The sequence below is a fragment of the Nocardioides sp. YR527 genome (assembly GCF_900101045.1).
GTDB lineage: Bacteria > Actinomycetota > Actinomycetes > Propionibacteriales > Nocardioidaceae > Nocardioides.
In genome coordinates this window covers 58,115-82,413 of the sequence record NZ_FNFN01000006.1, presented here as the reverse complement: position 1 = coordinate 82,413, position 24,299 = coordinate 58,115, and the positions used below count along the sequence as shown (strand labels likewise).

Annotated in this window: 25 protein-coding genes; 11 read left to right on the top strand and 14 right to left on the bottom strand. The window is 69.7% G+C overall.

Features of this window, described 5'->3' with window-relative positions; all coding sequences use genetic code 11:
• Positions 1-109 precede the first annotated feature (109 nt).
• Positions 110-370: a helix-turn-helix domain-containing protein gene (locus tag BLT25_RS18730; protein ID WP_091049065.1), complete on the top strand. Its 261-nt coding sequence runs from the start codon at positions 110-112 to the stop codon at positions 368-370.
• Between the two features lie 100 nt (positions 371-470).
• Here the strand turns inward: BLT25_RS18730 and BLT25_RS18725 are convergent, their stop codons facing one another.
• The 3 genes from BLT25_RS18725 to sigE all read right to left on the bottom strand — a co-directional run bounded on the left by BLT25_RS18725 (position 471) and on the right by sigE (position 2,993).
• Complete coding sequence (locus tag BLT25_RS18725) at positions 471-1,862, bottom strand: S1C family serine protease (RefSeq protein WP_176884040.1); 1,392 nt, start codon at positions 1,860-1,862, stop codon at positions 471-473.
• Between the two features lie 70 nt (positions 1,863-1,932).
• Positions 1,933-2,400, bottom strand: coding sequence for an anti-sigma factor (locus BLT25_RS18720; RefSeq protein WP_091049060.1), 468 nt, complete (start codon positions 2,398-2,400; stop codon positions 1,933-1,935).
• A complete protein-coding gene (gene sigE / locus BLT25_RS18715) occupies positions 2,397-2,993 on the bottom strand; it encodes an RNA polymerase sigma factor SigE (RefSeq protein ID WP_218131415.1) in 597 nt (198 codons plus the stop codon). Before sigE ends, BLT25_RS18720 begins: the two co-directional genes overlap by 4 nt.
• Before the next feature lie 178 nt (positions 2,994-3,171).
• On the opposite strand from sigE, the gene BLT25_RS18710 reads away from it, so the two are divergent.
• Entirely contained in the window at positions 3,172-3,807 is a 636-nt protein-coding gene (locus BLT25_RS18710; protein WP_091049056.1) for an O-methyltransferase, read from the top strand.
• Positions 3,808-3,897: 90 nt separating this feature from the next.
• On the opposite strand, the gene BLT25_RS18705 is transcribed toward BLT25_RS18710, so the two are convergent.
• From BLT25_RS18705 to dapE, 6 genes are all read right to left on the bottom strand, one after another.
• The gene (locus BLT25_RS18705) at positions 3,898-5,436 is read right to left on the bottom strand and encodes a leucyl aminopeptidase (RefSeq protein WP_091049054.1); all 1,539 of its coding nucleotides are present in this window, start codon (positions 5,434-5,436) and stop codon (positions 3,898-3,900) included.
• The gene (locus BLT25_RS18700) at positions 5,437-5,610 is read right to left on the bottom strand and encodes a DUF3117 domain-containing protein (protein WP_008358749.1); all 174 of its coding nucleotides are present in this window, start codon (positions 5,608-5,610) and stop codon (positions 5,437-5,439) included.
• 146 nt (positions 5,611-5,756) lie between these two features.
• Entirely contained in the window at positions 5,757-7,553 is a 1,797-nt protein-coding gene (locus BLT25_RS18695) for a hypothetical protein (protein ID WP_091049051.1), read from the bottom strand.
• Between the two features lie 15 nt (positions 7,554-7,568).
• On the bottom strand, positions 7,569-7,919 hold the full coding sequence (locus BLT25_RS18690) for a DivIVA domain-containing protein (RefSeq protein WP_256328673.1): 351 nt from the start codon (positions 7,917-7,919) through the stop codon (positions 7,569-7,571).
• Positions 7,912-8,631, bottom strand: a complete 720-nt coding sequence (locus BLT25_RS18685; protein WP_091049046.1) for an LOG family protein — start codon at positions 8,629-8,631, stop codon at positions 7,912-7,914. The genes BLT25_RS18690 and BLT25_RS18685 overlap by 8 nt, the downstream gene beginning before the upstream one ends.
• The gene (gene dapE / locus BLT25_RS18680; RefSeq protein ID WP_091049044.1) at positions 8,628-9,713 is read right to left on the bottom strand and encodes a succinyl-diaminopimelate desuccinylase; all 1,086 of its coding nucleotides are present in this window, start codon (positions 9,711-9,713) and stop codon (positions 8,628-8,630) included. The genes BLT25_RS18685 and dapE overlap by 4 nt, the downstream gene beginning before the upstream one ends.
• Positions 9,714-9,816: 103 nt before the next feature.
• Here dapE and BLT25_RS18675 point away from each other — a divergent pair, with 103 nt between their 5' ends.
• The 5 genes from BLT25_RS18675 (at position 9,817) to BLT25_RS18655 (ending at position 14,528) form a co-directional block, all read left to right on the top strand.
• Positions 9,817-10,878, top strand: coding sequence for a homoserine O-acetyltransferase MetX (locus tag BLT25_RS18675; RefSeq protein ID WP_091050041.1), 1,062 nt, complete (start codon positions 9,817-9,819; stop codon positions 10,876-10,878).
• Positions 10,875-12,167, top strand: coding sequence for an O-acetylhomoserine aminocarboxypropyltransferase/cysteine synthase family protein (locus BLT25_RS18670; protein ID WP_091049041.1), 1,293 nt, complete (start codon positions 10,875-10,877; stop codon positions 12,165-12,167). The genes BLT25_RS18675 and BLT25_RS18670 overlap by 4 nt, the downstream gene beginning before the upstream one ends.
• Positions 12,167-12,661, top strand: coding sequence for a CoA-binding protein (locus tag BLT25_RS18665; protein WP_091049038.1), 495 nt, complete (start codon positions 12,167-12,169; stop codon positions 12,659-12,661). Before BLT25_RS18670 ends, BLT25_RS18665 begins: the two co-directional genes overlap by 1 nt.
• Positions 12,662-12,723: 62 nt before the next feature.
• The gene (locus tag BLT25_RS18660) at positions 12,724-13,278 is read left to right on the top strand and encodes an OsmC family protein (protein WP_091049037.1); all 555 of its coding nucleotides are present in this window, start codon (positions 12,724-12,726) and stop codon (positions 13,276-13,278) included.
• The gene (locus BLT25_RS18655; protein ID WP_091049034.1) at positions 13,275-14,528 is read left to right on the top strand and encodes an NAD(P)-binding domain-containing protein; all 1,254 of its coding nucleotides are present in this window, start codon (positions 13,275-13,277) and stop codon (positions 14,526-14,528) included. The genes BLT25_RS18660 and BLT25_RS18655 overlap by 4 nt, the downstream gene beginning before the upstream one ends.
• Before the next feature lie 160 nt (positions 14,529-14,688).
• Here the strand turns inward: BLT25_RS18655 and BLT25_RS18650 are convergent, their stop codons facing one another.
• Positions 14,689-15,450 (bottom strand): TetR/AcrR family transcriptional regulator, encoded by a 762-nt coding sequence (locus BLT25_RS18650; protein WP_256328672.1) that lies wholly within the window; start codon positions 15,448-15,450, stop codon positions 14,689-14,691.
• A 108-nt stretch (positions 15,451-15,558) separates the two neighbouring features.
• Here BLT25_RS18650 and BLT25_RS18645 point away from each other — a divergent pair, with 108 nt between their 5' ends.
• The 3 genes from BLT25_RS18645 to BLT25_RS18635 are packed head-to-tail and all read left to right on the top strand — an operon-like array spanning position 15,559 to position 17,779.
• On the top strand, positions 15,559-16,041 hold the full coding sequence (locus tag BLT25_RS18645; protein ID WP_091049031.1) for a nitroreductase/quinone reductase family protein: 483 nt from the start codon (positions 15,559-15,561) through the stop codon (positions 16,039-16,041).
• Entirely contained in the window at positions 16,038-16,994 is a 957-nt protein-coding gene (locus BLT25_RS18640) for an ATP-binding cassette domain-containing protein (RefSeq protein ID WP_091049028.1), read from the top strand. Before BLT25_RS18645 ends, BLT25_RS18640 begins: the two co-directional genes overlap by 4 nt.
• On the top strand, positions 16,991-17,779 hold the full coding sequence (locus BLT25_RS18635; RefSeq protein WP_091049027.1) for an ABC transporter permease: 789 nt from the start codon (positions 16,991-16,993) through the stop codon (positions 17,777-17,779). Before BLT25_RS18640 ends, BLT25_RS18635 begins: the two co-directional genes overlap by 4 nt.
• A gap of 62 nt (positions 17,780-17,841) precedes the next feature.
• Here the strand turns inward: BLT25_RS18635 and BLT25_RS18630 are convergent, their stop codons facing one another.
• Positions 17,842-18,318, bottom strand: coding sequence for an aromatic ring-opening dioxygenase LigA (locus BLT25_RS18630; RefSeq protein ID WP_091049024.1), 477 nt, complete (start codon positions 18,316-18,318; stop codon positions 17,842-17,844).
• Between the two features lie 173 nt (positions 18,319-18,491).
• Here BLT25_RS18630 and BLT25_RS18625 point away from each other — a divergent pair, with 173 nt between their 5' ends.
• A complete protein-coding gene (locus BLT25_RS18625) occupies positions 18,492-18,968 on the top strand; it encodes a DUF6069 family protein (protein WP_091049023.1) in 477 nt (158 codons plus the stop codon).
• 14 nt (positions 18,969-18,982) lie between these two features.
• On the opposite strand, the gene BLT25_RS18620 is transcribed toward BLT25_RS18625, so the two are convergent.
• From BLT25_RS18620 to ileS, 3 genes are all read right to left on the bottom strand, one after another.
• Positions 18,983-19,663, bottom strand: coding sequence for a class I SAM-dependent methyltransferase (locus BLT25_RS18620; RefSeq protein ID WP_218131414.1), 681 nt, complete (start codon positions 19,661-19,663; stop codon positions 18,983-18,985).
• A 65-nt stretch (positions 19,664-19,728) separates the two neighbouring features.
• Positions 19,729-20,769, bottom strand: a complete 1,041-nt coding sequence (locus BLT25_RS18615; protein ID WP_176884038.1) for a hypothetical protein — start codon at positions 20,767-20,769, stop codon at positions 19,729-19,731.
• Positions 20,770-20,885: 116 nt separating this feature from the next.
• A complete protein-coding gene (gene ileS, locus BLT25_RS18610; protein WP_091049018.1) occupies positions 20,886-24,116 on the bottom strand; it encodes an isoleucine--tRNA ligase in 3,231 nt (1,076 codons plus the stop codon).
• Positions 24,117-24,299 lie beyond the last annotated feature (183 nt).

Here is a 24,299-nt window from a genome sequence, read left to right as displayed (position 1 = left end):
TCGGTTCACCCACCACGCATCCACAAAGCAGCGCAACAGTACCTAATGCGGACTAACAGGTTGGCGCGATGGTTTACGGCCGCTTGCAGAGTCTGGGAGACTGATACTTATGTCTGGTACCCCCCGCTTCCTGACTCTTGCCGACGTCGCCGAGGTGCTCAACACCTCGAGCGCACAGGTCTATGCCCTTGTCCGCCGTGGTGAGCTCCCCGCTATCAAGATCGGCGGTCGCGGCCAGTGGCGCGTTGAGTCCAGCGTCCTCGAGAAGTTCATCGATGACATGTACTCGCAGACCAAGGCCTTCGTGGCCGACCACCCGTTCGTCGAGGCCGAGGCCCCCGCGCCCGCGGCCACGCCGGACGCTTCTTGAGTCAAAGCACCCTCAACCCCCACAACTAAACCTTCCCCACAACAACGCGAAGAGCTGCCAGGCATGGTGCCGAGCAGCTCTTCGCGTCTTTTCTGGCCGGTCAGGCGAGGTTCTCGGTCTGCGCCTCCAGCTTGATCTTGAGCTCGTGACGGGCGCCGTTGCGCATCACCGTGAACTCGATCGTCTCCCCCGGCTGGTGAGCACGGATGGCGACGATCATGCCGATCCCGTCGGTCACGGTGACATCTCCCACCTTGGTGACCCGGTCGCCGTCCTTGAGCCCACCGGCGGCAGCCGGCGAGCCGGCTTCGACCACCGAGATCAGCGCTCCGTTGTGGTCGGCGGCCTGCACGTCGACGGAGGCCCCCACGATCGGGTAGGTCGCCTTGCCGGTCTTCAGGATCTGCGCGGCGGTCACCTTGACCTGGTCGATCGGGATCGCGAAGCCGACGCCGATGCTGCCGCTCTCTCCGCCCTCTCCCCCACCAGCGGTCGCGATGGCCGAGTTGACCCCGATGACCTGGCCGACGAGATTGACCAGCGGACCACCGGAGTTGCCGGGGTTGATCGCCGCGTCGGTCTGGACGGCGTTGATGTAGGAGGTGTCGTCCTCGGTCTGCCCGGTGCTCACCGGGCGCTGGAGCGCACTGACGATGCCCGAGGTCACCGTGGAGCTGAGCCCCAGCGGCGACCCGATGGCGACGACGCCCTCACCGATCCTCAGCCGGGACGTGCTACCGAGCGAGGCCGGCTCGAGCTCCTTGACCTCGGGAACGTCGAGGACGGCCAGGTCGTAGACGGCGCTGCGGCCGACCACGTCGGCCTTGTAGCGGCGACCCTTGTGGTCGACCACCTCGATGCTGCCCTTGGCCTTGGCCGCGTCGGCGACCACGTGGTTGTTGGTCACCACGTGGCCGTTCCGGTCGAAGACGAAGCCGGAGCCGGTCGCGGCGTCCTCGACGCCCTGGTACTCGGCGAAGATCTGGACCGTCGAGGGCAGCAGCGTCGCGGCCACCTTCACGATGCTGGCGTCGTCGCCCTCCAAGGGCGCGTCGGTCTCGATCGAGCCCGGGTCGAGCCCACCACCGGCCAGGCTGGACATGTCGTCCTGGTCCTCGAGCACGCCGCCCGCATAACCTCCCAGCACGCCGAGCAGGAACGCGACGGCAGCGGCGAGCGCCCAGATCGGGCCGGGGACGCGGCGTCGCGGCGAGGAGTCGGTCCGGGGTGAGGGCGGTGGCGCAGGCGGGGCGTCGAACCCTGGCAGCGATCCACCCGGCGGTGGCGGCACCATGGGCGGCAGCGGAGCGGTGTCGGCTGCCGGAACCGACGCGGCGGCGGGTGCGGGCATGCCCGGCAACGGCACCTCGGCCGTGTCCCGCTCGTCGTCGACAAGGTCATCAGGGGACGGCTGCCCGGCCGGGGGCACGTCGGACGGTGGTGCCCAACGGGAGATCGGCCGAGACTGGTCGTCTTGTGGTTCCTGCGTCACGACACCCATTCTTCCCACTCGCCCCAACAATCGGCAGCCCGGGTCTCGTGTCGCGTCGCCGGGGCGACGCTCAGCGGCGTACGTGGGCGACGACAGGAGCGCCCGGGGTGCCCGGTACCTGGGTGACCGCGGTGATCGGGAGATTCCTGGGGACCGGCGCGTCGGCCGGCGCGGCAGCGAAGGTGAACATGCCGAAGACGGCGGCGCTGACGGCACCGCCACCGGCGGCGACCATCACCAACGTACGCCGCATCGACCGGGGGTCGGAGTAGGCCTCGTCGAGGTCGTCGGCCGGCCACACCGAGGCGGCCAGGGCGCCGCCGCGGAGCGAGCCCTTCAGGTCGGCAGGCGCGGTGACTCCGGGATCGACGCTGAGGCCGGCGAGGCGTCGCTTGAGCCAGCCCTCACGCTCCACGGCGCGGCGGCAGGCGCAGCACTGGTGCACGTGCGCCCAGGCGCGCTCCTCCTCCACTGCGGGGAGCTGTCCGTCGAGAAGGGCGCTGGTGCGCGCGCCGAGGTGGTTGCCCAGAAGACTCATGAAGCCCCGCCCCACAACACCTTGGGCCCGGAGTGGCGCAGTCGTCCGCCGCGCGGGGCGCGGTGGGCGAGGGCGTCACGGAGCATCGCCCGGCCGCGGTGGATTCGCGAGCGGACGGTGCCGAGCTTGGCACCGAGGATCTCGGAGATCTCCTCATAGGAGAGCCCCTCCACGTCACAGAGCACGACCGCGGCCCGGAAGTCGGGTGGCAGCGTGGCCAGCGCGCGCTCGATGTCGTCGTCGAAGCGCTGGTCGGTGTAGGCCACGTCCGGCGTCGGGCCGCTGCTCGTCAAGCGCGAGGCGCGCTCGTCGGAGAGGGCATCGAAGCGGATCCGCTGCTTACGACGGGCCTGGTCGAGGAAGAGGTTGGTGGTGATCCGGTGCAGCCAGCCCTCGAAGGTGCCGGGGCTGTAGGTGTCGAGAGAGCGGAATACGCGCACGAAGACCTCTTGGGTGAGGTCCTCCGCGTCGTGGCGGTTGCCGGTGAGACGGTAAGCGAGCCGGTAGACCCGGTCGGAGTGCTTCTCCACGATCTCGTCCCACGTCGGAACACCCGGCTCTACGGTCGGGGTCTGCGTGGGCTCCGCGGTCATGGTGCTCCTGTCGTCTGTCTCGCTGATCGCTGACATCTCCTACGTTAGATCGCCTGGGACCGGAAGGGCTGAGAGTTGCCTGTGAGGCTCCTATTTTTCCTCTTCCCGTGCTCTTCCAACGCACAAGGTGGATCAGGCGTTCCCGCACCGTTGCGCGAAACAGGTTAGGTTTTACGGTGTGACCAGCCCTGTTTCGACCGCAAGTTGGACCTACGCCGACGAGTTCGTCGCGGAGGACGACCTCCTCGCAGCCGCCCGATCCCGGGCCGAGGAGGTCGGAGTCGCGCCGATCGGACCGGGCGGCGGTGCCACGCTGCGCTTCCTCGCCGCAGTGCTCGACGCCAAGAACGTCGTCGAGGTCGGCACCGGCACCGGCGTCTCAGGTCTGTGGCTGCTGCGCGGCATGCGACCCGACGGGGTCCTGACCACCGTCGACATCGAGACCGAGCACCAGCGGCTGGCCCGGCAGAGCTTCACCGAGGCCGGCTTCGGCCAGCGGCAGGCCCGGTGCATCGCCGGCGCCGCCCTGGACGTACTCCCCCGCCTCACGGACGACCACTACGACCTGGTGTTCGTGGACGGCGACAAGACCGAATACTCCGCCTACCTCAAGGAAGCGCTGCGTCTGCTCCGTCCCGGCGGCGTCGTCGCCTTCGACAACGCGCTGTGGCACGACCGCGTGGCTGACCCGTCCGTACGCGACGAGGAGACCGCGACCATCCGCGAGCTCAACCAGCAGGTCGCCGACAACGATGGCCTGATCCCGCTGCTGCTCCCGGTGGGCGACGGCCTGCTGCTCGCCCGAAAGATATAGCCGAAGCGTCACCCACGTCGGCCGAAGCGTCACCCACGTCGGCCGAAGCGGCACCGCAGTGCCATCTCGGCCGACGTACGTGACGTCTCGTCAGGAGGGGACGGCGGCGAGCGGGTCCGGGCTCGCCAGCCAGCTGAGGAGGACCCGGGCACCGAAACCGGTAGGGCCGGGAGTGAGCTCGTGGACGTCGGCGTACGCGTCACCGCAGGCGACGTCGATGTGGGCCCACGGGGTGCCACCGGTGAAGTGATGCAGGAACAGCGCGGCGGTGATGGCGCCGGGCCCACCGGGGGCGTTGTCGGCGTCGGCGACCTTCGAGGAGAGCTTGTCCTCGTAGTCGGCGACCAACGGCATCCGCCACAGCGTCTCGCCGGAGACCTCCGACGCCTCGGCCAGCCGCGTGGCCAGCGCGTCGTCGTCGGCGAAGTAGCCGGCCATCGTCTGCCCGAGCGCCACCCGCATCGCACCGGTGAGGGTGGCGATGTCGACCAAAGCGGCCGGCTTGAGCTTGTCCACGGCGTACGCCATCGCGTCGGCCAGCACGAGCCTGCCCTCCGCGTCGGTGTTGGTGACCTCGGAGGTGCGGCCACCGTAGTGGGTGACCACGTCGCCGGGACGCATCGCCGATCCCGAGATGGAGTTCTCGGCCGCGGCGATGAGTCCGATGACCTTGACCGGGCAGCCGATCTCGGCCAGCGCCGCCATCACGGCGAGCACCACCGCGCCGCCGGTCATGTCCCGCTTCATGTTGAGCATGCCGTCGCTGGGCTTGATGTTGAGCCCACCGGTGTCGAAGGTGATGCCCTTGCCGACCAGCACCACCGTCGGCGTCTTCCTCGACGAGCTCAGCCGTCCGGCCTTGCGGGGGCTGTAGTCGAGCCGGATCAGCCTCGGCGGAGTCACCGAGCCCTGGCCGACCGCGACGATGCCTCCGAAGCCGTCCTTCTCGAGCTCGTCCTCGTCCCAGACCGTGATCTGCAGGCCCTTCTCGGCCGCGAGCGCTTCGGCCTGCTCGGCCAGCCAGACCGGGTTCTTCAAGTTGCTCGGGACCGAGGAGAAGAACCGCGCGCGCCAGCTGGCGCGCGCGATCGCCTGAGCCCGGTCCAACGCTGCCGCCTGGTCGTCGCCGAGATCGGCCAGGGTGATCGTCTCCACCGGTTTCCACGGCGCGCCCTCGGAGCGCCAGTGGAAGAGGAAGGACCCCAGCGTCGCGCCGGCCACGAACGGCTCCAACCCGACCTCCGGGTCGACCGCCGGAATGGTCGTGACCACCTCGGACCGGTCCCGCACGGCGCGAGCCAGCGCGGCCCCCGCCCTGCGGAAGTCGTCTCGACGCTGCGCGCCGACACCGATCAGGAGGATCTGTCGCAGGGTGCCGGAGCCGGTGACGGCGTACGTCGTCACCTCACCGGCACTGCCGGTGGCACCTTCGAACTCGAGATGACCCAGCAGATCGTGCTGGTCGCCGAGGTCGGCGGCCCCGGGACCGATGGTCAACACATCGTCGCCCGGAATGACCGGCAGCGCGATGATCTCGGCATCGAGGCTCTCCGGGCCGAGCGGGTTGAGCATGAAGGTGGGCGGCCCGACCTGCGACGGCAGAGCCGGTGACGGCAGCGTTGTGGTCATCTACGCGTTCAGCCCAAGACCTTTGATCTCTTCGCCGAGCGCGGCGGCCTCTTCGGCATTCAGTTCGACGACCAACCGGCCACCACCTTCGAGCGGGACGCGCATCACGATGCCCCGACCTTCCTTGGTGACCTCCAGCGGACCGTCTCCCGTCCGCGGCTTCATCGCCGCCATGCGGCACCTTCTTCCGTGTCTCGCGTGTCGGCGCTCACCTGCCGGATGGCCTCGGAGCGCGCATTGCACGTCCATTATCCCTCATCAGGTCCGCAGACCTGACGGCAAGGTGGGAGTTTCGGCGGGTTGACCTGCCTTCGAACCTGTCAGATGACCGATGTTCCGTAGGCCCAGGTCAGCCAGATCGCCAGGATCACCAGCGTGACGTGCACCACGATAGCCGCACCGGAGGACTCGTAGAACGCTCCGCCGCGGTCTCGACGATCGCCTCCGACGGACCGGTCATAGGCATCGTCGTAGCGCTCGTCGTAGTGCTCGTCGTAGCGCTGGTCGTAGCGCTCCTCATAGCCGCGGTCGTAGGCATCGTCGTGGTCGTAGCCCTGCGCGTACGCCTGGTCGTAGCCCGCATAGGCAGGCTCGTCGCGATGTCCGGAGGTCGTCGAAGGGTAGCCCTGCTCCCGCTGACGTCGACGTGGCTGGGCCTCGGGCGTGGGCGGGGTCTGGGCCGGGGGCTCGGCCCGTTCCCGGTCGCGGTCCCGCGGGCCGTAGGACTCGAAGGAGTAGGGGTCGTACGTCTCGGGCTGCTGCCCCGGACGGCGGCCTGACGGCCGGCCCGGCGCCTGCGGCGCAGGCGTGGGCGCGGGCTGGGGTGCCGGTCGGGAGTCGGGCCGGGGCGCCGGGCGTGGCGCGCGCGGCGGGCTCGACTGCTGCTGGCCCGGCTGGTCGGAGTAGCTGCTGTCGCGCCGGTAGCGACGGTCGGCGAACTCGTCGCGGCTGTCGTTGCGGCGGTCGTCGTAGCGATCGTCGTAGCCACGCGAGCGGCGCTGCGGCGGCTCCTGACGGCGGCCCCACGGGTCCTGGCCGCCGCGGCCAGGCTCGCCCTGACCCGGCTGGGGCTCGGGCGCGGGACGCGGTGCCGGACGCTGAGGAGCCGGACGCTGGGGGTCCGGACGCTGAGGAGCCGGACGCTCGCGCATCGGCTGCTCCGGGGCTCGCCGCTCCGGTGCGGGTCGCGCGGGCGCCGGGCGGTCCTGCCGCGGCCGGGCAGGAGCCTCCGGGGCCGGGGGCTGGGGCACGGGCTGGTGACGTACGGGCTGCTGGGGAGCCGGCGGCTGCGGTGCGGCCGCCCGCCGCGGAGACCGCTGCGGGGAGGGCTGCGGCGACGGCTGGGTTTGCGGCGCCGGCGGGGGCGGTGTCTGCCGCCCGGCCACGCGGCGACCGATCTGCCCGTCCCGCGTCGGCGCAGGAGCCGGAGCCGGGGCCGGAGCAGGCGCCGGAGCAGGGGGCGGAGCAGGCGAGGGGTCACGGTCGACCGGCGCCATCACGGCGGTCTCGTCGACGCCCGATGCCGCTCGCCGGGGCTCGGGCCGGCGAGGCGCCGGGCGTCCCTGCTGAGCGACGGGTTGGGCGACGGGTTGGGCGACGGATTGAGCGACGGCCGGGGCGATGGGTTGAGGAACAGGCTGCTGAGCCGGTCGGCGTGGGTCCGCGTAGCCCGCCCGCCCGTCGGGCTCGGCATAGTCGTCGTAGCCGGCCTCGTCGTAACCGCTCTCGTCGTAGCCGTAGCCGTCCTCTGCGTACTCCTCGTCGTAGCCGTCGTAGCCGTCGTCGTAGTCGTTGCCGTAGCCGTAGTCGTCGTGGCCGGCAGCCCCGGCGCGGTTCTCCTTGAGCCGACGCAGCAGCAGGTAGATGCCGGCGATCGCGGCGAGCCAGATCCCGAAGAGACCGATCACACCCGGGACGTCACCGCCGAGGAAGAACGAGGACGGCGAGACGAGGAAGAGGACCCAGACCAGAAGGCCGGCGGCACCGGCGTACAGGTGGATCTTGGGTGGTAGACCCGGCTCCCGCGGCTGCAGGAGATGGGGCTTGAGGTAGGTGAGCGCAACGATCACCGCGACCAGGGCGGTCACGGCGTAGACGAGTACGGCGGCGAAGCTCACGGCAGCGATTCTGTCCTAGACGTCGGGCGAGCCCGAATCGGGCTCGGGCGTTGGTGATGTGAGTCCCCCGACTCCGACCTCGGCATCGGCATCGCCGGCCGCGGTCGACTCACGCCATTCTGCCTCCTCGGCAAGGCGGGCGATCAGAGCGTCCACCTCGTCCATCCGGTAGCCACGGATGGCCACCGAGAAACGTACGTGACGCAGGTCTGCCGCCTCCAGGACGCGGTCGCGGGGCACCAGAGCATCGGGCTGGTCGCCGTACTCCTCTCCCATCGGCGCGCCCGTCCCGGCGGCTACGAGGGCGACTCCTCCGAGAGCCAGCACGATGAGTGCCGCGAAGATCCAACCCATCGCCTCAGTCACGCGCCTTCAACATCAGCTCGACCGCCTCGTCCACGTCGTCGGTGAGGGTGATCATGTCCAGGTCGCTCTGCTTGATCCGGCCGTCGGCCAGCATGGTCTCGCGCATCCAGTCGAGCAGGCCCTGCCAGTGCTCCACGCCCATCAGCACGATCGGGAACTGGGTGATCTTCTTGGTCTGGGAGAGCGTCATCGCCTCGAAGAGCTCGTCCATGGTGCCGAGTCCGCCGGGCATGACGACGTAGCCCTGGGAGTACTTCACGAACATCATCTTCCGCACGAAGAAGTAGCGGAAGTTCAGCCCGAAGCTGACGTAGTCGTTGAGCCTGGCCTCGAAGGGCAGCTCGATGCCGAGGCCGATCGACTCGCCACCGGCCTCGAGAGCACCCTTGTTGGCCGCCTCCATCGTGCCCGGACCACCGCCGGTGATCACCACGAAACCGGCCTCGGCCAGACCCCGGCCGATCGCCTCGGCCTGGGCGTAGGTCGGGTGGTCCTTGGGCGTGCGCGCCGATCCGAAGACGCTGATCGCCGGGCCGATCTCGGAGAGGTCGTTGAACCCCTCGACGAACTCGGCCTGGATCTTCATGACCCGCCACGGGTCGGTGTGGACCCAGTCGCCGTGGCCGGAGCTGTCCAGCAGTCGCTGGTCGGTGGTGCTGCCGGCGGGGCGCCCCTTGGTGGGGCGTGGGCCGGAGCCGCTGCGTCGGGTCATGCGGTCAACCAATCACGAAGGGCCTGCTCGCAGGTGGTGATCTCGGAGATCCGCACGTGCTCGTCGGCCTTGTGGGCGAACATCGGGTCACCTGGACCATAGTTGACCGCCGGTATGCCGAGGACCGTGAACCGCGCCACATCGGTCCAGCCGAACTTGGGTCCGACCTCGCCACCGACGGCGGCGACGAAGTCCTTCGCGGCCGGACGGTCCAGGCCCGGGAGCGCACCCGGGGCCGAGTCGGTCAGGGTGACGTCGTAGCCCTGGAAGAAGTCGGTCACGAACGCCAGCGCCTCCTCCTCGCTCCGGTCCGGCGCGAAGCGGTAGTTGACCGTCACGACGCATTCGTCGGGGATCACGTTGCCCGCCACTCCGCCCTTGACGAAGACCGCGTTCAGACCCTCGTGATACTCCAGCCCGTCGATGACCGGCTTGCGTGGGACGTACGCCTCCAGGCGGCGCAGCACCTCGCCGGCCTTGTGGATGGCGTTGACACCGCGCCAGGCGCGGGCGCTGTGGGAGCGCTCGCCGGTGGTGCGTACCTCGACCCGAAGGGTGCCCTGGCAGCCTGCCTCGACACCGGCGTTCGAGGGCTCCATCAGGATCGCGAAGTCCCCGGCTAGGAGGTCGGGCTCGCTGGCCGCGAGCTTGCCGAGGCCGTTGTGGACGGCCTCGATCTCCTCGGCGTCGTAGAAGACGTACGTCACGTCGCGGTTGGGCGTCAGGAGGGTGGCGGCGAGCTTGAGGATGACCGCGTCACCGGACTTCATGTCGCACGCGCCCAGGCCGTGCAGGATGCCCGTGGCCTCGTCCAGTCGGCTCGGGAAGTTGCCGTTGACCGGCACCGTGTCGAGGTGGCCGGCGATGACCACGCGCTCGGGAAGACCGAGGTCGGTGCGCGCCACGATCGAGTTGCCCCGCCGCTCGACGACGAGGTGGTCGTACGCAGTCAGCGCTCTCTCCACGGCGTCGGCCAGCTCGAGCTCATCGAGGCTCACCGAGTTGATGTCCATCAGCTGCCGGGTCAGCGTCACCACGTCGGTCGTCAGGTCGATCTCGGAAGTCTCAGGACTGGTCGTCACAGGCGCTAGTCAACCAGCCCTTCATGAGACTCCGCCCGGGGACCTCGACTCGCACGCTAAATTCTCTAGTTAGCAACTCGACTTAATGGAGAGAGGGGTGTCGATGACCGCCGTGCGCCGTGCCCGTCTCTTCGACGAGCCCAGCCCGTTGCCGCTCGCCGGCGGCGGCACAATCGCACCGGTCGACGTCGCCTACGCCACCTACGGCGAGCTGGCGCCCGCCCGGGACAACGTCGTCTTCGTCGCCCACGCCCTCACCGGCGACGCCGAGGCGGCGACGTGGTGGCCGACGATGGTGGGGCCCGGGCGGCCGGTCGACACGGACCGGTTCTTCGTGGTCTGCGCCAACCTCCTCGGCGGTTGCCGGGGCACCACCGGGCCGTCATCGACCGATCCGACCACCGGCCGCGCCTGGGGCCTCTCGTTCCCTCAGATCGGCGTCGCGGACCTGGTCACCGTCCACCGCCGGCTGCTGGTCCACCTCGGCATCGAGAGGCTCTACGCCGCCGTCGGCGGATCGCTCGGCGGCATGCAGGTCCTGCAGTGGGCCGCCGACGCGCCCGGCCAGATCGAGCGGGCGGTCCTGGTGGCCGCCTCCGCCCGGCTGAGCGCCCAGAACATCGCGCTCTCGAACGTCGCCCGGCAGGCGATCCTGCGCGACCCCGACTTCCGCGGCGGGCGCTATCCGGACCACGGCGTCGTCCCCGCGAACGGGCTCGCGGTGGCGCGGATGCTCGGCCATGTCACCTACGTCTCCGAGCCGGGGCTGGAGGCGAAGTTCGGCCGTTCCCGGCGCGACGGTTCGGCGCCGGGGTTCGGTATCGACTTCGAGATCGAGAGCTATCTCGACCACCAGGCGAGCTCGTTCGTCGACCGCTTCGACGCGCTCTCCTACCTCTACCTCTCCCGCCTCCTCGACTACTTCGACCCGTTCGCCGTGCCGGGCTTCGCGGCGGCGATCAGGGACACCCGGTTCCAGGTCATCTCATTCGACTCCGACTGGCGCTTCGCCACGTCCCACTCGGCCCTGATCGAGGAGGAGCTGCGCCGCGCCGGCGTCGACGTCGAGCGGCACGAGATCGCCTCGACCTGGGGCCACGACTCGTTCCTGCTCGACCCGCCCGGCTATCTCGACCTCGTCCGAACCTTCCTAGGAGCTTCATGACAGACCATGCCTACGGCTTCAACACCCGTGCGATCCACGCCGGCAACATCCCCGATGCCGCCCAAGGTGCCCGGGCGCTGCCGATCTACCAGACGGCGTCGTTCGTCTTCGACGACACCGCCGATGCGGCGGCGCGCTTCGCGCTGCAGAAGTACGGCAACATCTACACCCGCGTCGGCAACCCGACCGTGGCCGCGTTCGAGGAACGGCTCGCCTCGCTAGAGGGCGGGATCGGGGCGGTCGCCACCGCGTCGGGCCTCTCCGCGGAGTTCGTCACCTTCGCGTCCCTCGCCGGCGCCGGCGACCACATCGTCGCCTCGGCCCAGCTCTACGGCGGCTCGGTCACCCAGCTCGACGTCACCCTGCGCCGCTTCGGGGTGTCGACCACCTTCGTGTCCTCCTCCGACCCCGAGGCGTACGCAGCCGCCATCCGCCCCGAGACCAAGCTGGTCTTCGCCGAGACCGTCGCCAACCCGTCCGGCGACATCGCCGACCTGGAGGGGCTGGCCGACGTCGCGCACGCGCACGGGGTGCCGTTCGTGGTCGACTCGACGATCCCGACGCCGTACCTGTCGCGGCCGATCGAGTGGGGCGCCGACATCGTGGTGCACTCGGCGACCAAGTTCCTCGGCGGCCACGGGACCACGCTCGGCGGGGTCGTCGTCGAGTCGGGCCGCTTCACCTACTCCCCCGAACGCTTCCCGCTCTTCCACGAGCCGGTCGAGCACTACGGCGGCCTGTCGTGGTGGGGCAACTTCGGCGAGTACGCCTTCCTCACCCGCCTCCGCGCCGAGCACCTGCGCAACGTCGGCGCGACCCTGTCGCCTCAGTCGGCGTGGCAGCTCGCCCTCGGCGTCGAGACCCTGGCCCTGCGGGTCCAGCGGCACGTGGAGAACGCGCAGGTGGTGGCCGAATGGCTTGCCGCCGACCCTCGGGTCGAGCACGTCCGCTGGGCCGGGCTGCCCTCGCACCCGCACCATGCGCGGGCACAGAAGTATCTACCCCAGGGGCCCGGCAGCGTCTTCTCCTTCGACGTCCGGGGCGGTCGCGCCGCCGGCGAGCGGTTCATCGAGTCCGTCGAGCTCGCCAGCCATCTGGCCAACATCGGCGACGCCAAGACCCTGGTGATCCACCCGGCGTCCACCACCCACCGCCAGCTCAGCGAGTCGCGGCTGGTCGAGGCCGGGGTCTCCCCCGGCCTGGTGCGGATCAGCGTCGGCATCGAGGACGCCGATGACATCATCCACGACCTCGACCAGGCGCTGACCGCCGCGACGAAGGAGATCTGATGGCCGTTCCACGGATTCCCCACGAGCCGACCGCACGCGAGCGGCAAGGGCTGCTCCGGGCGGCGAGGTCGATCGCGATCGTCGGCTTCTCCCCCAACACCGCTCGGTCGAGCTACTACGTCGCCACCTACCTCACCCAGGACACCGACTACCGGCTCTACTTCATCAACCCGAACGCCGCGGGCCGCGAAGTTCTCGGACACACCGTCCACGCCTCGTTGGGCGATCTCCCGGAGACCCCCGACATCGTCGACGTCTTCCGCAGGGCCAGCGACCTGCCCGCGGTCGTCGAGGAGGTCGTCGGGCTCGGCTCCCCGGCGGTCTGGCTCCAGCTGGGGCTGACCAACGACGAGGCGGCGGCCACGGCACGCGCGGCCGGAGCGACGGTCGTCCAGAACCGCTGCCTCAAGATCGAGCACGCCCGGTTCCACGGCGGCCTGCACCTGGCCGGGTTCGACACCGGCGTGATCTCGGCACGCAAGACACAACGCTGATCTATTTAGTTGACTAAGTTACTGGGCTATAACTGGTTCATCACCTACCTCAGGAGACTCAGATGACCGAAACCACCGTCGACAACGGCGTCAACGTCGAGGCCCTCCTCGGCGCGCGGGCCGCACTGCAGGAGACCCCGGAGGCCGCCAGGTTCACCTGGCGCGCCACCAACACCTGGGTCAAGGGCACCCACTCCAAGAGCAAGGTCGAGGGCTTCTTCGGCCTCGGCGAGGAGCAGGAGACCCAGCGCTCCTTCGAGTCCGACGGCGACCACCCGCCCCAGTTCGCCGCCGACAACCAGGGCCCCACGCCGGTCGAGACCGTCCTGGTCGCGCTCGGCGGCTGCTTGACCGCGGGCGTCGCCGCCGTCGCCCAGCAGCGCGGCATCCAGCTCAACTCCGTCACCGCGACCATCGAGGGCGACCACGACATCCGCGGCATCCTGGGTGCCGACGCGGACGTACGCAACGGCTTCACCGGCGTACGCGTGAACTACTCGATCGACGCCGACGCCTCCCCCGAGGACGTGGAGGCGCTGGTCGCGCAGTCGCAGAAGCGCTCGGCCGTCTTCGACATCCTCACCAACCCGACCGCGGTCAGCGTCTCGGTCTCATGAGCAACGGTGTCCCGTCTCGCCGCACCACCGTTGCGGTGATCGGGGCGGGGCACAGTGGCCTCGCAGTGAGCCACCGGCTCAGCGCCGAGGGGATCGACCATGTCGTCCTCGAGCGCGGGCAGGTCGCTCACTCGTGGCGCACCCAGCGCTGGGACTCGCTCCGCCTGCTGACCCCGGGCTGGATGAACCGGCTGCCCGGGCTCGCCGACCCGCTGCTCGGCCCTGCCGAGGCCGACGAGTTCCTCACCGCCGCCCAGGTCGCCTCGCTGGTCACCGGCTATGCCGACCTGATCGCGGCTCCGGTGCACGACAACGTCGAGGTCCACCGCATCTCCCCCGGCCCGAGCGGCTTCCTGGTCGAGACCTCCACCGGTCCGTGGTCGGCGGAGCAGGTCGTGCTCGCCACCGGATCCGTACGCGGCGTCCTGCCCGCCCTCGCCGCCGAGCTCCCACCCGGACTGCCCTCGGTGCACGCCATCGACTACCGGCGCCCCTCGCAGCTCCCGCCCGGCGGCGTACTGGTCGTCGGGGCGGCCGCCAGTGGCGTACAGATCGCGGCGGAGCTGCAGGCCTCCGGACGGCCGGTGACCCTGGCCGTCGGTGAGCACGTCCGGGTGCCGCGCCGTTACCGCGGGCGAGACATCTTCGCCTGGATCGAGGAGGCCGGCATCCTCGAGGAGCGTTGGGACGAGCTCGACGACATCACCCGCGCCCGGCGGCTCTCCTCCTTCCAGCTCGTCGGCGGCACCACCACGCTCGACCTCAACACGCTGCAGGACGCGGGGGTCCGCATCGTCGGCAAGCTCGCCGGTCTGCGCGACGGTTCCGCGCTCTTCTCGGGCTCACTGACGAATATGGCGGCTCTCGCCGACCTCAAGGCCAACCGGCTGCTGGCCGGCATCGACCAGGCCGTCGGCGGCTCCGGCGAGCGGCTCGAGCCGACCCGCATACCCGAACCGCTGCTGTCGCTCTCGCTGACCTCCGGCGAGATCGGCTCCATCGTCTGGGCGACCGGTATCAAGCCCGACCACCGCTTCCTCGACGCCGACGTCTTCGACCACAAGGGCGCGATCCGTCACGACGGCGGCATCACCGACCTGCCCGGCCTCTACGTCACCGGACTCCCGGTCCTGCGGCGCCGGCGCTCGACCTACATCGACGGCGCCCGCGACGACTCCGCCGACCTGGTCTCCCATCTCGCCGAGTCGGCTCGTCCTCACCGAAACCGACGCCGAGTCGGCTCGTTCTGACCCAAACCGACGCCGAGTCGGCTCGTTCTGACCCAAACCGACGCCGAGTCGGCTCGTTCTGACCCAAACCGACACCGAGTCGGCTCGTCACAACGAGCCGACTCGGCGGGCTCGACGGTCACAACGAGCCGACTCGGCAGAACTGGTCGCGCGGCTCCGGCTAGCGGCCCACGTGCGCGAGGACGCCGTCGATGATCCTGGCCAGGCCGTAGTCGAGCTCGCGCGCGGGGTCGGTGGCCGCCTGGTAGGCCTCGCCGGCGGCGGTGCCGACCCGGTTGGCCAGCGGATAGTGGCTGCCCGCCATGACCTCGCTCAGCGTGTCGTAGTTGGCCTCCCACCACTCCGCCTCGGTCATCTTGGTGACCTGCTCGGCGCGGCGCTTCATGAGCTCGCTGCGCGCGATGTTGCCCGCGAAACCGATCAGTACGGCGACGGTCTGGTCCATCTCCAGGTCCGAGAGCCCGAGACCGTCGACCGCCTGCAGCTGCCACTCGTAGCGGTCGCTCATGTTGGGCCCGAGCCAGGGGCGTACGTCCTGCACCTCGAGCAGCCACGGATGGGCCCGGAGCTCGTCGTGGGTGAGGTTGGCGACCAGCTCGAGGCGCTTGCGCGGGTCCGCGGGCAGCTCCGGCAGCTCGGCGCGGCCGGTCACCTGGTCGGCCATGAGCACGAGCAGCGCGTCCCGGTTGGGCACGTAGGAGTAGAGCGTCATCGCCCCCAGACCGAAGCGCTGGGCGATCGCGCGCATCGTCACGGCGGCCAGGCCCTCGGCGTCGGCGAGGTCGATCGCGGCATCCACGATCTCGTCGACACTCACCTTCTGCTTCGGCCCCCGCTTCGACCTCGGCTCCTCGCGCACTCCGCCCCGATGGCGCCACAGCAGGCGAAGGGAGGGGTCCGACTGGTCTGGCTGGTCCGGCACGTCGCCCATCGTAACCTCATCCGAAATAATTTCGTACGTCGTACGGAACAAATGCTACAGTCACTCCGTTGAGATCTTCGTACAGCGTACGGAATTGGAGGAACGTAGATGCCGAACGATGCGAACTCGCCGCTCTCCGCGGCGGCAGCGAAGCCGGTGCCGCCGCGCTGGCTCAAGCCGATGAACAAGGTCTTCATGACCCTGTCGAAGACCGGGCTCGGGATGAAGGAGCTGCCGGTGCTCACCGTGCAGGGCCGCACGAGCGGCAAGCCCCGCAGCACCCCGCTCTCCGTGCTGGACCTGAACGGCGGGCGCTACCTGCTCGAAGGCTTCCCGGGTGCCGACTGGGCCCGCAACGTACGTGCCGCCTCCGGCCGCGCAACCCTCCGGATCGGGAGGAGCACGGAGGATGTGCGCCTCGTGGAGGTGGAGGGGGACGAGGCACTGACGGTGCTCCGGCTCTGGCCCGACCGGATGGCCGACGGGGCCAAGATCATGCTCGACGCCGGGGTGGTCACGGACCTGACGCCAGAGGCGTTCGAGGCGGTCGCCGGCCGCTGCGGCGTGTTCCGGATCGAGGTGGCGCGATGAGTCCGCTCTCCGCCCGCGGTGTGCGCAAGCGCTACCGCGACACCCAGGCGCTCGACGGCCTGGACCTCGAGGTCGGCGCCGGCACCGTGCACGCCCTGCTGGGGCCCAACGGTGCCGGCAAGTCGACCGCGGTGAACGTCTTCGCGACCCTGACCCGGCCCGACGCCGGCGAGGTGCGCGTCGGCGGCCACGATGTCGTACGCCACCCCGCCCGGGTCCGCTCCACGATCGGCCTGGTCGGGCAGAGCGCCGCGCTCGACGAGGCCCTCCACGGCCGCGAGAACCTGGTCATGTTCGGCCGCCTGCACGGCCTCTCGAAGGCCGATGCCGTACGCCGCGCCGGCGACCTCCTCGACGCCTTCGGCCTCACCGACGCCGGCGACCGGAAGGTCTCGGGCTACTCCGGCGGGATGCGCCGCCGGCTCGACATCGCCGCCGGCCTGGTCACCCGGCCGCGGATCCTCTTCCTCGACGAGCCGACCACCGGGCTGGACCCGCGCGGCCGCCACGAGGTGTGGGAGATGGTGCGGCAGGTGGTCGCCGACGGGACGACGGTGCTGCTGACCACGCAGTACCTGGACGAGGCCGACCAGCTGGCCGGCATGGTCACCGTGCTCGGCGCGGGCCGGGTGATCGCCGAGGGCACGCCGTCGGCGCTCAAGAGCGACTTGGGCGGCGACCGGGTGATCATCACCGCGACCGGGCCCGACGACCTCGCCCGGATCGCCGGCGTCCTCGGCTCCGCCGCCGTCGTCGACCCCGACCGGCTCGAGGTCACCGTCGAGGCCGGTGCGGCGGGTGGCGGTGCCGCGGTCGTCGAGGTCGTACGCAGCCTCGACTCCGCCGGCATCACGGTCGACGACGTGCTGCTGCGCAGGCCGACCCTGGACGAGGTGTTCCTCCACCTGACCGCCCCCGAGACCGAGCACCACCACGAAGGAGCCGCCCGATGACCGCCCTCACCTCGACCCTGCGACAGACCTGGGTGATCACGCTCCGCGACCTCAAGCACTGGCAGCGCGAGCCGTGGGGCCCGGTGTTCGGGATCCTGTTCGCGATCATGATGCTGCTGATCTTCGGCTACCTGTTCGGCGGCGCGATCGAGATGCCGGGCGGCGGGTCGTACCTGCCCTATCTGCTGCCCGGAGTGCTCGCGCTGACGATGATGTTCGGCATCGACGGCACCATGGCCGTGGTCACCGAGGACACCAAGCGCGGCGTCACCAACCGGTTCCGGTCCCTGCCGATGAGCGGTCTCGCGGTGCCGCTGGGGCGGGCCATCGCCGACCTGGGCAACTCAGCGGTCCAGCTGGGTGTCCTGATGCTCGGCGGGCTGCTGATCGGGTGGCGGATCGAAGGCACCTTCCTCGAGGCGGCGGCCGCGGTCGGGCTCCTGCTCTGGCTGCGCCTGGCGATGCTGTGGTTGGGCATCTTCCTCGGGCTGACCCTGCGGATGGAGGGTGCACTGACGATGGTGCAGGTGCTGGTGTGGCCGCTGGGGTTCTGCTCGAGCCTGTTCGTCTCGCCCGAGACCATGCCCGGCTGGCTCGGCTTCATCGCCGCCTGGAACCCGGTCTCGGCGACCGCCACGGCCTGTCGCGACCTCTTCGGCAACCCGACCGGGATCACCTCCGGCGTGCTCGCCGACCACGCGACGCTCCTGGCCCTGGCCTGGCCGGCGGTCCTGCTGGCGATCTTCGTACCGCTCTCCGTCCGCGCGTTCCGGCGCCTGGGCTGAGAACGGAGGAACGGGCCCTGGAAGGCGATGCCTTCCCGGGCCCGTCGATGAGTGGGTGGGGGTCAAGCGGTGGCCGGTTCGAGACCGTCGGTCTCGTCCGTGGCCTTCTCCTTCGCCGGTGCGAGGGCCCGGGTCAGCGACCCGAGAGCGAAGGCGACGAAGAGCAGCACGACGCCGAGGCCTGCGACCAGCGCCGAGAGACCGAAGGCGGTGACCGCGGTCAGCAGGGAGGCGCGTACGAACGAGGACTCCGCCGCGACCGGGCGGATCGGGTCCTCCTGGTCGAGCTCGGCGTACGTCTTGCCCTTGGTGATCCCCAGGGCGTGCTTCTCGACGGTGGCCGCCTGGACGTAGGCCGAGAACGGGCCGTCGACGATGTCTCCGGCGAGGAAGGAGGCATCGTCGGCGACGGTGATCTCCTGCGCCTTCAGCTGGGTGTGCGCCAGGTAGTAGGTGGCGGCGCCACTGGCGATGAACAGGAGGCCGAACAGCCCGATCAGGGGGCTCAGCAGCTTCGCGATCCGAGGTTTGCGGGTCATGCCGACAAAGGCTCACCGGCCTTACCTTGGATGGGAAGCCCTGGAGGGTGTGATCTTCGTCGTGCGGAAACTTTTTTCGCGGGAGCTGTCGGATCGGTGTCGAGCCGTTCGTGGAGTGAGTGAGAAGCGGCCGTACGAGCCGCGACACACCACCACCAGCGAGAGGCACCATCATGAGCACCAGCACCAGCACCTACACCCAGGCCACGACCACCTCCCGCGGCCAGTTCGCTGCGCGGATGCCGGTCTGGTTCGTCAGCGTCGCCGCCGTCCTTGCCGGCGCCCTGGTCACCGGCGTCTACGAGTTCTTCGCCCGCGCGGTCGGCGTACCGTTCAACGTCGCACTCCCGGGCACCGGCGTCGATCCCGCCGCGATCCCCGCGACCGGGCTCGCCTGGGCCGTCGCCGAGCTCGGCCTGATCGGCATCATCACCGCCGTGTGCCTGGCCCGCTTCGCCAAGCGTCCGCGCTCGACCTGGAAGCGCACCGCCTGGACCCTGACGGCGCTCTCCTTGGTGCCGAGCCTGATCGCCGTCACCGACTCCTACGCCACCAACATCATGCTGGTGATCTCCCACCTCGTCGCCGCGGTCGTGATCGTTCCCGTCATCGCCGCCCGGCTGGCCGAGCGGAACCCGCGCCGCGCCTGAGGTGTCGGCGAACGTCAGCCCGGTGATCGGCGAGCGATGATCAGCTCGCCGACACCGGGCATCGGCGTCGTCTCGACGATGAACCCGGCGTCGGCCAGGTCGGCGAACAGCGCCGGCCTGGGGTGGGTGCGGTAGTACATGACGAACTTCGGCCGCCACACCGCGTTGCGCACCCGCATCACCAGGTCGAAGCCGGTGAGCAGCCAGTAGGCCGGGTGGGTCGGTCCCGGCGCCCGGCTGACCGGCAGCGCGAACACCCCACCCGGCCGCAGCGCCCGGTGGATGCCCTCGAAGAGCGCCGGCCGCTCCTCCGGCAGGAAGTGCCCCAACGCCCCGAAGGTCACCACCAGGTCGTACGCAGCCTCGAACGGCAACGCTCGAGCATCCGCCCGCACCAGGTCGGCGCCGGGGTGAGCGGCTCCAGCCTGCTCCAGCATCCCGGCACTGAAGTCAACCCCGGTCGGCGGCTCAGCGGTCGCCTCCTCGAGCAGCTCCAGCCCCGCCCCCGTGCCCGTGCACACATCGAGGCCCCGCTCGAACGGCCCGTGCTCGCGCAGCGCCGTGATCGTGGCGGCGAGCATCCAGTCCGGCGTCCGGAACGGCGTCGCGTCGAACTTCGGCGCCAGCAGGTCGTAGCCGTGCTCCACCGACGACAGCGCCTGGACCGCGAGCTCCTTGAGCGTAGGACCCTCCACGCCCTCAACGATAGGGGGCGCCTGCCCGCCGTGCCGTCGCTACTACGAAACCCTAGGAGGCTCAATCACGCCACACGTGACTCGGTCTCCTGGGGTTCCCGAACGACCAGGCAGTCGTCGCCACACGGCGCCGGAGTGCCTGCCCACCCGCGGGACGCCAGGACCCTCGCGATCCTCTGTGCGGTCCGGCACGGCGTGTCGAAGACCTGGTGCCAGCGAAGCCGCGCGGTGACCGTGCCCGTTGCGGCGAGGTCGTCGAGCACCCGGTCCGCGTCGCGAGCCTGAGTGCGCCACGTGTCATGCCCCAACGCCCCGTCGAGCTCCACGACGAGTCCGTACGCCGCGTACTCCACGTCTCGAAACTGGCTGCCCTCAGGAGTCGCCCGCACGGTCTGTCGTTCGGCCTGCGGCAGTCCATGGGCACGCTCGACCTTCCTGAGATAGCCGTGCTCGAGCACAGAGTTCGTGCCGGATTCGAGGTCGTCGAGGATCTTGGCGATCCACGCCCGACGACGCAGGGACGGGAAGCGACTCAGTGCTCCACGAAGTGAGCCGGGCGTGACATAGGTCCGGCCGGCAACGTCAGCGAGACTCGCGATTGCGTCGATCTCCGAACTGGCCTCATGCGCCATCAGCATCGCGTTGTCCTCGAGCCTCAAGCGAGGAGGGACGCCTCCGTAGGCGTGGGTCTCGAGGTTAGTGAGCCGGTGGATCACGATGCCGGGCTGGGGCATGACACGACGGGTCTGGTCGATGGCGACATGGACAGGGTCGGGGATCATCCCAGGCAGGAGCGGCTTCTCCACCCGTGGAGCCTCCACACTCGGACCACACACATAGGCGGACCCGGCATAGAGCACGGCGGCCCAGGCGCGCTGGTGCCAGGTGAGCGGACCGGTGTGGTCGACGTACACCCGCGGATGCACTCGCACGATCTCCTTGCGCCGCTGCATCCTGATCAGATCAGCGCGCGTCACACCGCCGGTCGCGAACTGCGCATGGCTGAGCACACCGTCCTGCTGGCGTCGCTGCGCCTCCATCAGCCGCGGCGCGTGCTCCTCGTCCCACGCCTGTCTCTGCTCGGCACCGGACCCCGAGATCTCCACGCACCAGTTATCGCACGCTTCGGACGTCTGCGCCTGCACGACAACTCCGACGCGAACGAACCCTAGGAGGGTGAGTCACGCCTGGCGTGACTCACCCTCCTAGGGTTCACAGATCCTCAGGCCTTGGCGACCGCGATGGTTGCCTTCTCGCCATCGCCCAGGTCGACCGGGTTGCCCTCGAGGGAGTCGACCACGTCGTACGTCGTGGCAAGGGTCTCGCGGGCGATGAGGTCGGCGTGGGTGGTGGCGGCCTCGCGGACCGTCGAGGAGCCGGCCACCGAGAGGGTGACGCGGTCCTCGACGTTGAGGCCGGAGTCCTTGCGGGCCTGCTGGACCGCGCGGATCAGGTCGCGGGCGAGGCCCTCGGCGGCGAGCTCGGGGGTGACGACCGTGTCCAGGACGATGAAGCCGGCGGGCAACATGGTGACTGCGATGTCGTCGGAGGCGGCACCGGCGACGGTCTCCAGGGTGTATTCACCCTCGACCAGTGCCAGGCCACCGGCAACGACCTCACCGGACTCGGAGACCGACCAGTCACCGGACTTGGAGCCCTTGATGGCCTTCTGGACGTCCTTGCCCAGGCGCGGACCGGCGGCGCGGGCGTTGACGGCGAGCTTCTGCTCGATGCCGTAGGTGCCGGCCTCCTCGGAGTCGGCGGGGAGCAGTCGGACCGACTTGACGTTGACCTCGTCGGCGACGATCTCCTCAAAACCCGCGATGTCGGCGCCGACCACGGTCAGGCCACCGAGCGGCAGGCGGTTGCGGAGCTTGCGTGCCTTGCGCAGGGCAGAGGTCGAGGAGCAGACGGCACGGACCGCGTCCATCCGGGCGACCAGGTCGTCATCGGCGGGCAGATCGGAGACGACCGGGTAGTCGGTCAGGTGCACCGAACGGCCGCCGGTCAGACCACGCCAGATCTCCTCGGTGGTCAGCGGCAGCAGCGGCGCGACCAGGCGGGTCACCGTCTCCAGCACCGTGTAGAGGGTGTCGAAGGCGGCCTTGTCCTCGTTCCAGAACCGCTCCCGGCTACGCCGGATGTACCAGTTCGTGAGCACGTCGATGAATCGCTGCGTCGCCTCGCACGCCTCGGCGACGTAGTAGCTGTCCATGGCCGTGGTCATCTCGGCGACGTAGTCGCGCAGCTTGGCCAGGACGTAGCGGTCCAGCGGGTCCGTGGACGCCGTCGAGCCGGTGGTCTCCAGGTCGGCCGCGTTGGCGTAGAGCTGGAAGAAGTACCAGCTGTTCCACAGCGGGATCATCACCTGGCGTACGGAGTCCCGGATGCCCTGCTCGGTGACGACCAGGTTGCCGCCGCGCAGGATCGGCGAGGACATCAGGAACCAGCGCATGGCGTCGGCGCCGTCGCGGTCGAAGACCTCGTTGACATCCGGGTAGTTGCGAAGCGACTTGGACATCTTCTGCCCGTCCGAGCCCAGCACGATGCCGTGGCTGATGCAGCTCGAGAACGCCGGGCGGTCGAAGAGCGCGGTCGCCAGGATGTGCAGGGTGTAGAACCAGCCGCGGGTCTGGCCGATGTACTCCACGATGAAGTCGCCCGGGAAGTGGTGCTCGAACCACTCCTCGTTCTCGAAAGGGACATGGTTCTGGGCGAACGACATCGAACCCGAGTCGAACCAGACGTCGAGTACGTCGGAGACCCGGCGCATCATCGACTTGCCGGTCGGGTCGTCCGGGTTGGGGCGGACCAGGTCGTCGATGTAGGGACGGTGCAGGTCCGGGTTGCCCTCGGCGTCCTTCGGGAGGGTGCCGAAGTCACGCTCCAGCTCGGCGAACGAGCCGTAGACGTCGAGGCGCGGGTAGGTCGGGTCGTCCGACTTCCACACCGGCACCGGCGAGCCCCAGAAGCGGTTGCGGGTGATCGACCAGTCGCGGGCGTTCTCCAGCCACTTGCCGAACTGGCCGTCCTGGATGTGCTCGGGCACCCAGCGGATCTGCTGGTTGAGCTCGAGCATCCGGTCCTTGATCTTGGTGACCTCGACGAACCAGCTCGAGACACCCTTGTAGATCAGCGGCTGCCTGCAGCGCCAGCAGTGCGGGTAGGAGTGGTTGTAGGACTCGCGGCGCAGCAGGATCGTGCCCGGCGAGACCGATCCCCCGGCCTCGCCACGGGTGACCGCCTTGAGGTGGTCCATGATCTGCAGGTTGGCGTCGAAGACGAGCATCCCGGCGTACTCGTTGACCGGCGCGGTGAACCTGCCGTCCTTGCCGACCGGCATCACCGCCTCGATGTTCTCCCGGTCGGTGACCTCCTTGTCGACCTCACCGAACGCACCGGCGGTGTGCACGACACCGGTGCCGTCCGTGGTCGTGACCGCGTCGTCGGCCGCCACCACGCGGAAGGCGTTCTCGCGCCCGGCGTAGTAGGAGAACGGCGGGGTGTAGGCGCGACCGAGCAGCTCGGCGCCCTTGTAGCGGCCCAGGACCGTCGCCTCGTCGGCGTCGGGGAAGAGCTCCTTCTTGTACGCCGCGAGCCGAGCCTCCGCGAGGACGTACTTGGCCACCTCGTCGGTGCCCGGGACCGGGCCCTCCACGACGACGTAGTCGATCTCGGAGCCGACCATGACGGCGAGGTTGGACGGCAGCGTCCACGGCGTGGTGGTCCAGATCAGGATGTGGGCGCCGTCGAGGACCTCGTCCTCACCGGTCGCCTCGAGCGCGTAGCCCACCGTGACCGCGGGGTCCTGGCGATCCTTGTAGACGTCGTCGTCCATCCGCAGCTCGTGGTTGGACAGCGGGGTCTCGTCCTGCCAGCAGTAGGGCAGGACGCGGAAGCCCTCGTAGACCAGGCCCTTGTCGTAGAGCGTCTTGAACGCCCAGATCACCGACTCCATGTAGTCGGGGTTGAGGGTCTTGTAGTCGTTGTCGAAGTCCACCCAGCGCGCCTGGCGGGTGACGTAGTCGCGCCACTCACCGGTGTACTTCAGCACCGAGGCGCGGCTGGCCGCGTTGAACTTGTCGATGCCCATCTCGACGATCTCGTCGGTGGTCTTGAGGCCGAGCTGGCGCATCGCCTCGAGCTCGGCGGGCAGGCCGTGGGTGTCCCACCCGAAACGCCGCTCGACGCGCTTGCCGCGCATCGTCTGGTAGCGCGGGACGATGTCCTTCACGTAGCCGGTCAGCAGGTGGCCGTAGTGCGGCAGGCCGTTGGCGAACGGCGGGCCGTCGTAGAAGACGAACTCGTTCTCGCCGTTCTGCCCGGCGTCGCGGTTGTCGATGCTCGCCTGGAACGTCCCGTCCTTCTTCCAGTAGTCGAGAATCTGCGTCTCGATCTCCGGGAATCGTGGGCTGGCCGGGACAGTGGCTGAGCTGACCTTGGGATAGGCCATCGGCGGCATCTCCTGCTGGGTGGTAGTGGGTTGTTGTCACCACAGGGACGATCTTGCGACCGCGGTACCACCCTGCTTACCCATGCCTGGGCCACTTCGTTTCGGCTGTGACGGGCCACTCCCGCCGGGTTCTACTGAGGCCCTGCCGAAGCTGGACCGGTTCTTCCCGGAGCTCGCCGCTGA